General features: G+C 35.4%; 9 protein-coding genes and 1 pseudogene. 3 read left to right on the top strand and 7 right to left on the bottom strand.

The window, feature by feature from the left end; genetic code table 11:
* A pseudogene (locus tag HUB95_RS06580) lies at positions 1–291 on the top strand (IS3 family transposase); the annotation flags it as partial.
* A gap of 48 nt (positions 292–339) precedes the next feature.
* Here the strand turns inward: HUB95_RS06580 and HUB95_RS02460 are convergent.
* From HUB95_RS02460 to HUB95_RS02470, 3 genes are all read right to left on the bottom strand, one after another.
* Positions 340–1,743 (bottom strand): NAD(P)H-dependent flavin oxidoreductase, encoded by a 1,404-nt coding sequence (locus HUB95_RS02460; protein WP_015588855.1) that lies wholly within the window; start codon positions 1,741–1,743, stop codon positions 340–342.
* 684 nt (positions 1,744–2,427) lie between these two features.
* A complete protein-coding gene (gene coaE / locus HUB95_RS02465) occupies positions 2,428–3,015 on the bottom strand; it encodes a dephospho-CoA kinase (protein WP_006280338.1) in 588 nt (195 codons plus the stop codon).
* Between the two features lie 311 nt (positions 3,016–3,326).
* Positions 3,327–4,505: a ribonuclease D gene (locus HUB95_RS02470; protein ID WP_141457325.1), complete on the bottom strand. Its 1,179-nt coding sequence runs from the start codon at positions 4,503–4,505 to the stop codon at positions 3,327–3,329.
* Positions 4,506–4,638: 133 nt separating this feature from the next.
* On the opposite strand from HUB95_RS02470, the gene HUB95_RS02475 reads away from it, so the two are divergent.
* Positions 4,639–5,037, top strand: coding sequence for a hypothetical protein (locus HUB95_RS02475; RefSeq protein WP_209452498.1), 399 nt, complete (start codon positions 4,639–4,641; stop codon positions 5,035–5,037).
* 988 nt (positions 5,038–6,025) lie between these two features.
* Here HUB95_RS02475 and mutS read toward each other — a convergent pair.
* The 3 genes from mutS to HUB95_RS02490 form a co-directional block, all read right to left on the bottom strand.
* Positions 6,026–8,536, bottom strand: coding sequence for a DNA mismatch repair protein MutS (gene mutS / locus HUB95_RS02480; RefSeq protein ID WP_197907309.1), 2,511 nt, complete (start codon positions 8,534–8,536; stop codon positions 6,026–6,028).
* 478 nt (positions 8,537–9,014) lie between these two features.
* Positions 9,015–9,833 (bottom strand): ankyrin repeat domain-containing protein, encoded by an 819-nt coding sequence (locus HUB95_RS02485; RefSeq protein ID WP_141456816.1) that lies wholly within the window; start codon positions 9,831–9,833, stop codon positions 9,015–9,017.
* A 185-nt stretch (positions 9,834–10,018) separates the two neighbouring features.
* Positions 10,019–10,201, bottom strand: a complete 183-nt coding sequence (locus HUB95_RS02490) for a hypothetical protein (RefSeq protein WP_006279522.1) — start codon at positions 10,199–10,201, stop codon at positions 10,019–10,021.
* 397 nt (positions 10,202–10,598) lie between these two features.
* Here HUB95_RS02490 and HUB95_RS02495 point away from each other — a divergent pair, with 397 nt between their 5' ends.
* Complete coding sequence (locus HUB95_RS02495; RefSeq protein WP_141456817.1) at positions 10,599–11,306, top strand: TerC family protein; 708 nt, start codon at positions 10,599–10,601, stop codon at positions 11,304–11,306.
* Between the two features lie 32 nt (positions 11,307–11,338).
* On the opposite strand, the gene guaA is transcribed toward HUB95_RS02495, so the two are convergent.
* Positions 11,339–12,901: a glutamine-hydrolyzing GMP synthase gene (gene guaA, locus HUB95_RS02500; protein ID WP_197907247.1), complete on the bottom strand. Its 1,563-nt coding sequence runs from the start codon at positions 12,899–12,901 to the stop codon at positions 11,339–11,341.
* Positions 12,902–13,499 lie beyond the last annotated feature (598 nt).

The raw sequence follows: 13,499 nt of genomic DNA on the forward strand, positions 1-13,499 counted from the left end.
CAAAAATCTACTATTACATAGTGATAAAGGTTCACAATATACTTCGCAAGGTTATCAATATCTCTTAGCTGTAAAGAATATAGATGAGTCATAAAGGTTGTTGTTACAACAATTCTGTTGTGGAAAGCTTCTTTAGCTCATTGAAAAGAGAAATACTTATTGATACTTCACAACACTCTGCTCAACAAACTAGAACTGCAATATTTGAATACATAGAAATTTTTTATAACAAACAACGTCACTATTAACTATTGCATTCCAGAACAATTTGATGCATCATTCTTTTTGTAAAAAACATTCCAAACTTTCTCTCCACTTTTTCTGGGTAAGGTCACTGACTCAATACCCAGTCAATATCCTTTCCACCAGTTCTTTTACTGCCGGTACGTAGCCATTCTCATAAAATGGATCTTGCTTAAATTTGTACACATTGTGCCCGGAAAACATGAGTTCGTTCTCAATATCACCATCGTGTATAACGTTTTGCAGTGTTTTTTGTATGCAAAAACTACGCGGATCTGGCTTTCGTCCTGTTGAATGGTCACCATGATCTTTCCAATTGCTAAACAAACAATGGCTCAAACATCCCATACAATTGATTTGATCTTCTCTTATTTGTTTAAATTTATCTGGCGTCACAAAAATAACAGTTGAATCTGGGGTTTTCATTGCTTCTGTGTACCCTGCTTTAGTCCATGTATTTGCCAGTTCTTTGTCTTTTGCAGTAAGGTAGATCTTTCTACCTCTGCTACCCATTGCAAATTCATTATTAAATTCTTCGCTAGCATTTTCTGAAAACTTTATTTGACGTGAATTCCGTTCCTGCAATTCACGTATGAAGTTATTTTTTACTGCAGATGAGTAAAACCCTGTTGGACTGAATTTATTTAAAAATACATCACCTTCTTCTAAAGTGAGTAGCTTCTTTTTCCACTCTGCAGAAATTGGGCTTTCTTTCGTCAAAAGTGGACGAGTGCCAAACTGAAAAGCTATTGGTCCAATTTGCAGATTGTTAAACCAATGTTCCCAATCTTTCAAATGCCACACTCCTCCTGCCATAACAATTGGTGTTTCTGAAAGACCGATCTCGTTCATGAAAGATCTAAGCTCTGCAACTCTTTCAAATGGAGCCTGTGGTAGCTCTGGATCTTCACTGTTACTGAGTCCATTGTGCCCTCCAGCAAGCCATGGATCTTCATACACTACTCCACCAAGCAAATAGGAAGATATTCTTTGGTAAGCACGCTTCCATAATGCTTTAAAAGCACGCACCGATGAGATAATAGGGTAATAATAAACCTGATATTTAGCTGCAATTTCTCCAAGCCTATAAGGCATACCAGCACCGCAGGTAATACCATGAATCAAACCTTTCGCTCCTTCTAATATGCCATGAAGCACGCGTTCTGCTGCTCCCATCTCCCAAAGTACATTCATGTGTATTCTTCCATGACCTTTTGATATTTCATTTGCTATTCTTGCCTGACTAATTCCAGCTTCAATACTATACTCAATCAATTCACTATGCTTTTCATTTCTTGTTTTGCCTTTATAAATTAGTGGCACTAACTTGCCATTATCATCAATAAGCTTAGCATTTGCACCAGAAAATGTACCCACAGCATCTGCTGCAGCAAATGCTCCGCTTGATCTTCCATCACTAACTGCAATGCCTTTGCCGCCCTCGATGATTGGCCACACTTCCTTTCCTGAAATTACTATCTTTTTTATCTTATTTTTCAAAACTTCCTCGCAATCTTTCACTCTATTTTACTTAATTACTAAAAAAATGATAGCTGTTTATTTTTTCTTGTATCATTAAAGCTTCTATAGCTACTCATGCTGTTGTAGTTTGAGAGCAGTTCCCATCGGAAGGGTGTCATTCCAGTGCTTGACACTGGAATGGCTTTGTTGCATCGCTAGCTATGATGGATTAAAGATAAAAAAGATAGGGAATATCATTAGCTTATTATTCTGGTATTTATAACAAGAACGGTCAATGAATACCTAAATTTGAGTAAAAGAAATTTCACTACCATTTACCAATCCGGCTAAAATTCAAGAATTTCAATGCTTTAGCTATTTTCAATAGAATTAAATTTATTAATATAAATAACAAATTACTATTCTTAAATTTGATCAGATTGATTGCAAAAAAACAAGATTTTCAATAGGTTGCTTATAATCCTAACTATAGTTAGCCTTTCATAAGTAGCGATGCAACAAAGCCCACTGGAATCCAGTTTTTGATCAAAAATGTTGCTATAGTGCACAATCAATTTTCCTGGATCCCAGTGTCTGGGCACTGGGATGACACCATAGGGGGCTACTTGGATGACAGGGGAGGGAGGCTGCTGGGATCCTGACAACCGTCATCCCGCTGCTTGTTAGCGGGATCTAGAGATACCGCGGCGGTATGACGTAGAGCTACGTGTTTAGGTTTAATGAATCCACTATATCTTTTACTTGAGAAAAAACATACTCTTTGCTTACACTGGTATCGATAATAAAGTCACTCATCTTCCTTTTCTCCTCAATAGATAACTGAACATCGGAGATTAGATTAAGCTTTTCTTTATCTATGTTGCGTTCGTTAAGTCTTTGAGCTTGCACAACGCTATCTGCATGAACAAAAACAATAAGGTCGCAATATAAATAAAATTTTGTTTCTAATAGAAGTGGCACATCTAAAACTAAAAGTTTTCTATCGATCTTTTTTTCCTTGGCAATAAAAAATTCTAATTCACGCAGCACAGCAGAGTGAACCAAAGATTGAAATTGTTTCCAATTTTCATCGTAGGCTAAGAAATATTTAGACAGTACTGTTCTATCTATTTCACCATTTACTACCACTCCAGGAAAATTTTTCTCTGCATAACTTATTATGCTTTTATCCACTTTATAAAGTTGGTGTACAACAGAATCAGCATCAAATACAACAGCACCAAACTCTTGAAAGCAATTAGCTACAAAGCTCTTTCCTACCCCAATTCCGCCTGTTAGACTTATAATCATATAACAAAATACATTCGACTTCTTTTGAAACTATAGCTAAGGTTTCTCTATATATATTAACTAGATTTTCTAGATCCCAGTGTCAAGCACATAACTATACGAACATTGCAATTTGTAGGTGGTGTCATCCCAGTCTGGGATCTAGCTTTTTGGTAATTTTATCGAAAATGTTTGCTCGTTTACAATCAATTTTCCTGGATCGAAGTAGTCAAGGCACTGGGATGACACCCTACTTAACCGTCATACCGCCGCGGTATCTCTTAGCCACTAACACGTAGCGGGATGACGATTGTCGATAAATCTAAATTACTTTAGCAACAGTTATTCTCCACTAAATTACTCTGAATTTTGGTTATATTATTTGCGGATTTCACTGCTGAAATCTCAAATTTTGAGCTTGTGTTCAAAAATGATTCAACTGACCTGCCAAAAAAATCATATCTCCATCCCTTGAATAATTTATCTGTCTGTCTAGATATTGACCCGGTTAACTCATCTTTTGAAGAAACTAATTTCCTTGATATGTTACTTTCTTTACATTTACTATCTAAAATAATTGAGAGTATATCAAGTACAGATTTATCATAATTACTCGATAAGGTGTTGTTTTGCTGCATCCAATTTCTCTCATTTTCATTAAAAATATTCACAAACTCTAGTAAATCCGCATCTTTTATATTTTTTGTATTCCTCTTGAGATCATCTAAAATCTCATCAACATGCTCTACATTTTTTTCAATAAAATCAGCTATTACAGCATTATTGATTATTTTATTACGGTTCATATTATAGCGCTGTGCTAAGGTTTCTTGCCACTCACTAACTGCTTTAACAGTTAGTATCAATCTTGGATTTACTTCATAATTAAATTTAATCCTCTTCCATGCATCTTTTGGGCTATGTAAATACTTATTTATATCAACTATTGATTCCATCTCTTCTTGAAACCAACCCATCCTATTATTTTCTTCAAGTTTATTGCACAATATTTGGTATAGGTCATATAGGTGTACCACGTCGTTTACTGCATAATCTAACTGATCTTCGGACAACGGACGCCTTAACCAATCTGAATTTTTAGCTTTAATTTTATCCAGTGCTATTCCTTGATATTGCTCCACTACTTTTGAGTAACCAATAAAGTCATGATAATAATGACAAAACATAGCAGCAACTTGGGTATCAAAAATGGGAGTGGGAATACATTTAAATACAGTGAGTAAGGATTCTATATCCTGCCGGCAGCTATGAAACACTTTGGTTATCCCCTGATTTAGCATTATTTTCTTAATGAATGATAAATCAATTTCTGGCACTAATGCGTCTACAATAAAACTCTTCTCTCCGTAAGAAATTTGAATTAACGATAATTTTGGGTAGTAGATTAAATTATTTCTAATGAACTCCGTGTCAACTGCTATAAATTTTGGCTTTTTTGCTATCAACCCCTCACATATGTCCTCCAGCTCCGACGTTGTATTAATTAACATATGTTTTTTATTCAGTGGTTCTACTTTACTACTTATATTAAATTTTGCAATTAGAGTCACTACGAAATTAGTAATGGAGCTTGCTAGTTACTTATAATATTATAAAGTGTTTGTTATGTAGTGGTGAAGTGTTATGGTAGATTTTATAGACCTTTTTCAAGGAAGTAAAGATTTTACGATGTGCATGCACAACGGTTCAGGGGATGCAATATATAATCGATGTATATCTGCTGTAAGAATGGACCCGCCATGTATGCATGGTGAATCTATTCAAGGTTTGTTTGAAAGTTCGTTTGAACAAGGTGTTGTGACTGTTAGAGTGAACTTAGACTTAGAAACTTTAAATGTAGTGGTATATAAATCTCCTCCAACTTCTGATAAGCTTGACGCATTTTCACTAGCATATCAAATAGACAGATATCACATAGATGAGAATACTATAGTTTTTGATGAGAAAGTAAATACAATAAAATTTGATATATCAAATCCTTTAAAACATAAATTTATTACATTTGAGATTTTTGAAAGATAAATTATAATTCTGGTTCATTTATAAAAGGCTAGACTTAACGTGCCAGGCAGGAATTAACTGAAAGAAAAATTGAAGTAGCAAGAATTGATCTAGTTTGATATTACTAATATAGTAAATCTCTGGATATATAATAAGAACTAGATTCAAGCGTCACGCGCTGGAATGACAGGGCTATAGGTATCATCCAAGTAGCCTCTTTCTTGTCATCCCAGTGTCCTGACACTGGTTTCCATCCAAAAGGGTGTCATTCCAGTCTGGAATCCAGATTGGACACTGAATTGGTGAGTGTAAAATTCTACGTCATACCGCCGCGGCGCTAACAAGAGATCCCGCTAACAAGCAGCGGGATGACGGTTGTCAGGCTAGCTGTCATCCGAGTAGCCTCCTTTTTTTGTCATCCCAGTGCCCAGACACTAGGATGACACCCTACTAGCGGAAGTTACTCTCAAATGTTTGTTCATGTTAGCCACAAACATTAAGAAATTTACCAAATGAAAAAAAGGCAAAAGAAGCCCTGGGGTTATTATCCGCTTTAAAATATTGGCGTTTTTTATGTTTTAAACGCTTGACAAGCGAGATTCAGCCGCTTTTAATTGCAACTAACTCACGCTGCAAATGTTTAAGAAATTTACTAAGCAGAAAAAAAGACAAAGAATCCCCGAGTTAGCTAGTCTTTTACTATCTCTGTCGAGTATTGGCATTTTTTGATGTCTTGTAACGCTTTATAAGCGCGTTCAGCTTATTTAGATAAAAATCTAGATGTAGATGAAGTTTTGTAAAGACATACAGTATCTATATACTGCAAAAAATTGAACATAAGACGCCGATACATTAAGTAATCCTTACCTTTTAATCTGCAGATTGGCGAAAGCAAATACAATAGCTTCACTATCATGATAAAGGTGCTGGCGAAGGGTGTCAAGTAAGTTTTTCGTTTCTATAGCTACTACCACGATTGTATAGGTAATTCTTCACTTATAATAATGATTCAAGCCTTCAGCTCCTCAAATACCTCACTTGCTCTATTTAAAACAGAATCAGGAAAACCAGCAAGTTTTGCTACATGTATTCCATATGACTCATCTGCAATGCCTTCAATTACTTCATGTAGAAAGATAACCTCTCCGTTCCACTCTCTTATTTTTACACAAAAACATTTCACGTTCTTCAAGTATTTGCTTACTTTAGTTAATTCATGATAATGAGTTGCAAAAATGGCGCGGCACTTATTTACATTGTGAATATGTTCAATCACCGCCTGTGCAATAGATAATCCATCATACACCCCTGTGCCCCTACCAATTTCATCAAGTATCACCAAGGAACGGTCCGTTGCCTGATTTACTATCGTTGCTGTTTCGATCATCTCTACCATGAAGGTAGAATAACCAGCTGTTATATTATCCGTTGCGCCAACCCTGCTGAATATCTTGTCAATCACTCCAATATGTACACTCTCTGCTGGCACAAATGACCCCATGTGAGCTAAAATTGCAATGAGAGCGTTTTGCCTCAAGAAAGTGCTTTTTCCAGCCATATTAGGACCAGTAATTAGATGTATACCAGCTAAATTGATGCTATTTGCAATGAATTTATCGTTAACTTCAACCACTGGATGTCTTCCGCTACAGATATTGAACTCTTTGCTGTCATCAATAATGGGTTTTACGTAATTATTTTGCACTGCAAGCTCTGCAAACGCGGTTCTAATATCAAGTTTTGCCAAAGCATTTGCAGCAAGAGCAATTTTTTCAGACTCTTTAGCAACTTCACTACACAGTTCACTAAAAATTTTCATTTCTAAGCCGATTGCAGCATCACGTGCCGTAAGAATTTTATTTTCTAGTTCTTTCAATTCATTAGTAGTGTAGCGCATGCTATTTGCTAAGCTTTGCCTATGAATAAATATATCCGAAGTTATTTTGTGATTTGCTGATACTTCAACGTAATAACCGAGTATATTGTTGTGCAATATTTTGAGTGCGGCAATGCCAGTTAGGTCGCGATAAGATTCACGGAGCTTAGTTACCAACTTGTTACTGTTGTTCAATATATAAGATAACTCAGATAATTCTGAGTTGTATTTTGGGTAGATAAACCCTCCCTCTTTCACGGAACTGAGATTATTATCAAGTATAGAACTATTTAGCAGTTCAAATAGGTCTTTATGATTACCAAGGCTCTTATGTATTGTGCTGAGTTCACTCTCGTCACTACTTATCACCTGAGTAGTAGACACTGGTTCCTTTTCTCCGGTCAAGCACTGGAATGACATCTGAGAGTTAATTTCTGATTTTTCACTTAAACAATAATTATGCAAGGTAGACAGAAACTCAGACAACTCTAAAGTCTTTCCTAGGCCTATTTTCAATAGGTTCATATCCTTTGGTGAACCACGCCCTAGTATTAAGCGCGATAAAGACCTCTCAATATCTGGAATGTTAGATAATATCTCTCGTATTTTTCTGCGTGGCTCATGATTATTTACAAAAAATTGAGCGGTGCTGAGCCTCAAATTGATTGCCTTGGAGCAAGCAAGGGGTGAAGCGAGCATTTGTTTGAGCAGGCGTCCACCAGAAGCTGTAACTGTATGATCAATAACTGAAATTAGTGAACCTTTCTTTTCACCAAATTGAGTTGAAAACAACTCAAGATTTCTCCTTGCTGAAGCATCAATAAGCATGAAATTTTGTTGCTTATAGGTTTTTGGGAATTCAAGCCTTGGAATGGAGCCCCTTTGCGTTACTCTGACATATTCAAGCAGTGCACCACACGCCATGATTTCTACTTTGCTGAAATTTCCTATACTCCCAAGTTCCCTGATTTTATAAAACTCGCATAACGTTCTGTGAGATTTACTATACTCAAAAAAACTCTGTGCGTGTTGCGTAATTGATATTTTATAATTTTTTAAAATCGATCTAATTTTTTCATCCTCAGTGAATTTTTCAGAAATTAATAATTCTCTTGGTGATATACGCAATAAATCACTATCTAGAGCTTTCAAACTCGTTAAAGTGTGAAAAAATTTTCCCGTCGATAATTCAAGCCAACTAATAGCATATTCGTCATTTTGTTCAACTATGGACGCGAGATAATTATTGCTTTTATCCTCCAGTAGTGAATCTTCTATAATTGTACCTGGAGTTACAACTCGCACTACATCACGTTTTACTATGGATTTATAGCCCCTCTTTTTTGCTTCATCAGCAGTTTCTAATTGGTCACAGATTGCTACTTTGAATCCTAAATCTATTAGCTTGTGTAGGTAAGATTCACTACTGTGTGCTGGCACTCCACACATTGGTATTTCTTGCCCACACGAATTACCTCTCTTAGTGAGCACTATATTCAGCAATTTCGCAGCTTTAATAGCATCATCGAAAAACAATTCATAAAAATCTCCTAGCCTATAAAATAGCAGATGATCTTTGTATTGAGCTTTCAGGTTCAAATACTGCTCCATCACAGGGGTATTTTTTTCTTTTACGAAGCTCATAATATTTTTTAATATATTGTATTGATAAACGTTATTATAGATTATATTGCACATGTGGATAACATAAATTTTAAATAGGTGTATAGAGGGAAAAATTTAAAACAATTAAATTTCTTGGATCCAAGTAGTCAGGACACTTGGATGACATAAAGAGTAGGAGTATTTGATGACAAAAAAACAAAAAACGCAGTTGTCATTCCAGCGCGTGACGCTGGAATCCAGCTTCTATGCAACCTCATCAAAAACATTCATTTAGTGTAAGATCAGCTACTTTCCATGCTAGTTTACAAGCAAACTTTTCTGGATCCCAGTGTCAAGCACTGGGATGACATCATAGGGGCGCTGGGATGACACCCTCCTTGTGTGTATTATAGCTAAAGTGACTTACGACAATTTGAAAAACGACACATTCGTCATTCCGCTACTAGTTAGCGGAATCTATACCGCGAATGAATCGCGGTATGACGTGTTGCTTGGGTCAGCTATATGTAAGTTGTGGCCCTTCTTTATTATTTTTATTAGCGGCAGTTGTATCATCAACAGATATTTCAGAGCTAACAGTGCTAATAGTTTTTTCTATCGCTTTAGCCTGTTCATAGTCTTGACTCAAAAAATACATGGCCAGTCCAATAGCTATACTAGCAACAAGAGAAGATGCTATCATTACACCTAGTATCATACCACCAGAAAGACTTACTGCAACACACACACCAGCTCCAAGTACAACACCAAGAAAACCACCAATTATTACGCCAGGCACCAAACTGCCTACCATAGCGCTTTCTTTTTTCGTATTAGCTTGTTTTTTCATACTTTTAATAAGCACTTCTTTTGTTTCTCCTTGAGCTAAATCTAAAGGAATTTTATTATCCGCGTTTTGTATCAAAGGATTTGCACTATATGTAACAAGAAGGGTGATTATTTCTTCAGTTTTATTACCTATAACTGCATGATGTAGTAATGTATTTCCCTCTTCATCTTTAAAGTTTATATGAGTACGAAATTCTTCATCTAGATTTCTTATTGGGTTGTTTTTTGCATATATCCCAGATTGTATTGCTCTATCTAAGCATTGTATCACTTGTTCTAGTGATTGCTCGCCAGGATTTTGTATAAAATGAAGCAGAATTTCGTGTACTATCGCTTCCTTTGTAGTTTTTGGGCATCGTAAAGCGTAATTAAATGTCTGTGTAGTAATAACTTCTTCTTTTCTTTTTTTAAGAACAACCCTTAAATCTTCAATCGCCTTTTCACCATCTTTTATTCCAAGAATTATTGAATCCAAATTATTTATCATGCTATCCTCCTTGGTTTGATTGCATTGCTCATTAATAAATAATATAATAAATCCTGCTAAAAGTCAAGCAATTAATTAATAAGTTAATATAATCCTCCAAAAGGAGCTCCTTACTTTTTGTTCAGCATGTCCATTGGATCAGACTCTTTAAGCTTGCTGTTTGCTGAATTTATTCATCACAATAGCTACAATGTGCTATCGAAGTTCTCTGTAATCTTAGTTGGTTCTTCTAGAATATTCAAAATATCAGTTGCACAATAAACCCGATCTCTCTTTCCTTGAGAAGTTTGTGAAACGATGCCTAAATCTTCAAGCTTTACGATTGCTCTTTGGGCTGTTGTAAATACGACACCTAAGTTTTCAACCACTTTCCTTATAGTAAAGTAAGGGTTTAAAGACTATTAACTAAATCATTGTCCCATTCAAATTTTGGTGGCAAGGGGCTTGGTATAAATGCCTGATAACCAGCGAATACTTTGCCTGATGGTGATCCTTTAATATACATTCATTCAACCTAGCACACTATTTTTATAGTATATATTATTTTCAAATAAAGTCAAAAATGAAAATAAGGCTTTATCTTATTTGCGTGCATGAAAATAAGAAACTCTCTTATTATTGATTTTGCTCAAAAACGAAAATAGAAGAAGCTGCTGAACTTTATATATCCTGTTTTTCTGGAGAACTGCTATAAAACTTCTGAGTGAAGTCACTTAATTTTTACACATCTATTGTAGAGTAAGAAGAACCGAATTTGAAACAAAAATGCTAACTGATGCTTGGACTTTACTGACACTTACACTACTTGAAACTATACTTAGTGTAGACAATTTAATCTTTATTTCTCTAGCAATAGATAAGGTACCAAATGCGCTGAGAGAAAGAGTGCGCCTTATGGGCCTTGGATTAGCACTATTAATGCGTTTTGTAATACTATTTTTTACATCATCTATATTGTCAATGCAAAAACCTATATTTCACACTGCATCAGCAAGGGATTTACTTATGATCGCAGGGGGATTATTCCTTATTGTTAAGAGCTCTATGGAGTTACGGGATGACATCTTTGTATGTAAGAAAAATAAAAAGAAAGCAAACGTTAAATCAAAATTTTTTTTAGTTGTGCTACAAATTATATTAATAGATTTAGTTTTTTCGGTTGATTCGATATTAACTGCTATAGCACTAACTTATAACATGGTAATAATTGCTACAGCATTTACATTTTCCATGCTAGCAATGCTGTTTTTATCAAGTTATACCGCCCAGTTAATCAAATCTAACCCAGGGTTAAAAATAATCGCCATTTTATTTATTTTACTTGTCGGTGTGTACCTCATACTTCATGGATTTCATATAGAATTACCAAAAGGATATTTGTATTCTTCATTTATGTTTGCACTGCTTGTGGAAATTATAAGCAAAATAAAGAAAATTAACCGTCATACCGGGATTCATTCGCGGTATCTCTAGATCCAGCTAACAAGCAGCGGGATCTTTTTGATTTACTCCCACTCAATAGTTGCGGGTGGTTTAGAAGTGATATCATAAACAACTCTATTTACTCCGGGAACATTATTAACAATTATACTGCCAACATTCTGTAAAAAATCCCAAAATACTAGCAAGTGTTGATCCTTATTTTCAAATGGAAATGCATCAGCTGTCATACCATCAGATGATGTTACAGCCCTTAAAGCACAAACATATCCATACGTACGACCATCTCCCATAACGCCTACAGTTTTTATTGGTAATAATACAGCAAAAGCTTGCCATATCTTATCATATAGATCGTAATTTTTCATCGTATTAATATATATTTCATCTACTTCTTGCAATATTTGCACCTTTTCTTTATCGACTTCACTTATAATCCTCACTGCAAGTCCGGGTCCAGGAAATGGATGTTGAAATATTATCTCGTCTGAAAGCCCAATTTCCTTTCCAAGTAGCCTTACCTCATCTTTAAAGAGGTAACGTAAAGGCTCCACTAACTTCAGATTCATCTTTTCTGGCAACCCACCAACATTATGGTGAGACTTAATTGTACTAGTGTTGTCTGAGGCATGCCCTGACTCAACTACATCAGAGTAGATGGTACCTTGCATCAAAAAATCCACATCACCTATTTTTTTTGCTTCTTCTTCAAACACTTCAATAAAAGTGTTACCGATAATTTTTCGTTTTTCTTCTGGATCAGTTATTCCCTTCAATCTACTCAAAAATAAATTTGATTTATCAACGTAGTTTATCGGAATCTCTTTCAACATAGCAATGGTCTGGTTCTTGCGTAACAACCCAGTATCGATAAAAATACAGTTTAATTGTTTTCCTATAGCTTTATATGTGAGAGCCGCTGTAACACTTGAATCAACCCCACCACTTACTGCAGCGATTACTTTTTTCTCTCCTACTACATTTTTGATTTTTTCCTTTTGCTCCTCAATAAACGACTTCATTGTCCAGTCTCTTTCGCAATTTGCAATATCCAAGAAGTTAGAGAGCAATTTACTGCCATTTGTTGTGGGCCTCACTTCAGGATGGAATTGAGTACAGTAAATCTTTCGCTGTTCGTTAACAATCATTGCAATTGTTTGATTTATCACACCTGATGCGATAACAGTAAATCCCTGTGGTATAGTATCAACACTGTCCGCATGGTTCATTAATACATCCACTTCAGAATTAACATCCCAGGTATCCTTTACAATGGGGGATTCTTTTAGTATCTTGATTTTAGTTCTACCAAACTCCTGTTTGAAACTCTCTTTTACTTTTGCTCCAAAATAATGACAAATGAGTTGCTGTCCATAGCATATTCCAAGTATAGGAACGCTTGTTGCCTCATTAAGTTTTATAATTTCATGTACTACTCTACTTGTTTCAGAACAATCATCATTTACAGATTGTGGTCCTCCAGAGAGAATAAACCCATTGAATTTTGATATTGTTTCAAAACTGATGTTGCTTGGAAATATCTCACAATAAACGCCCATTCCTCTTACTTGTCTTGCGATAAGCTGTGTAAACTGTGAACCAAAATCAATAATGGCAATTGCTGACAATTTGCTCCTCCATATTATTTAAAATGATATCTGATAATAAAGAAAATAATGGAGTAAGTAAACCAAGACCTGTTTAAAAGCTTTAACGCGTGGTACAAGTTAGCTATATAGCTAATTTTCCTACACCATACCGCTGCGGCGCTAACTAGTAGCGGAATGACAGCAATCTACGTCATACCGCCGCAGTATCTCAGCCGCTAACAAGAGATCCCGCTAACAAGCAGCGGGATGACGGTTGTCGTTTAGCCATAAATATTAAGAAATTTACCAAATGAAAAAAAAGGCAAAAGAAACCCTAGGGTAGCTAGTTATTCACTATCCATTTTTTAAGTTTGCGTTTTTTTATGTTTTAAACGCTTTATAAGAGCGTTTCAGCTTATGTAGGTAGAAGTTTGATAAAGACATAAGGTGCACATAGTGCAAAAAATTAAACATGAGAAGCCAGATACGTGAGTTTTTTTGTCATTTAATCTGTACAGAGAAGATAAATAAATAGCTTCAATTTTATGATAAGAGGGCTGGCGGAGTTTGTCAAGTAAGTTTTTTCGTTTCTATTCCCAATAAAAGTGCGTTATATGGTTATGCAAGAAGTCTATTT

Origin of the sequence: Wolbachia endosymbiont of Ceratosolen solmsi (assembly GCF_017869155.1) — a bacterium.
Lineage (GTDB): Bacteria > Pseudomonadota > Alphaproteobacteria > Rickettsiales > Anaplasmataceae > Wolbachia > Wolbachia pipientis.

What these genes read in the sequence shown, in the direction of transcription:
- coaE (WP_006280338.1), bottom strand. Translation starts at nt 3,015, where the DNA reads ATGATTATAAGTCTAACAGGCGGAATTGGGGTAGGAAAGAGCTTTGTA.
- HUB95_RS02470 (WP_141457325.1), bottom strand. Translation starts at nt 4,505, where the DNA reads ATGTTAATTAATACAACGTCGGAGCTGGAGGACATATGTGAGGGGTTG.
- HUB95_RS02475 (WP_209452498.1), top strand. Translation starts at nt 4,639, where the DNA reads ATGGTAGATTTTATAGACCTTTTTCAAGGAAGTAAAGATTTTACGATG.
- mutS (WP_197907309.1), bottom strand. Translation starts at nt 8,536, where the DNA reads ATGAGCTTCGTAAAAGAAAAAAATACCCCTGTGATGGAGCAGTATTTG.
- HUB95_RS02485 (WP_141456816.1), bottom strand. Translation starts at nt 9,833, where the DNA reads ATGATAAATAATTTGGATTCAATAATTCTTGGAATAAAAGATGGTGAA.
- HUB95_RS02495 (WP_141456817.1), top strand. Translation starts at nt 10,599, where the DNA reads ATGCTAACTGATGCTTGGACTTTACTGACACTTACACTACTTGAAACT.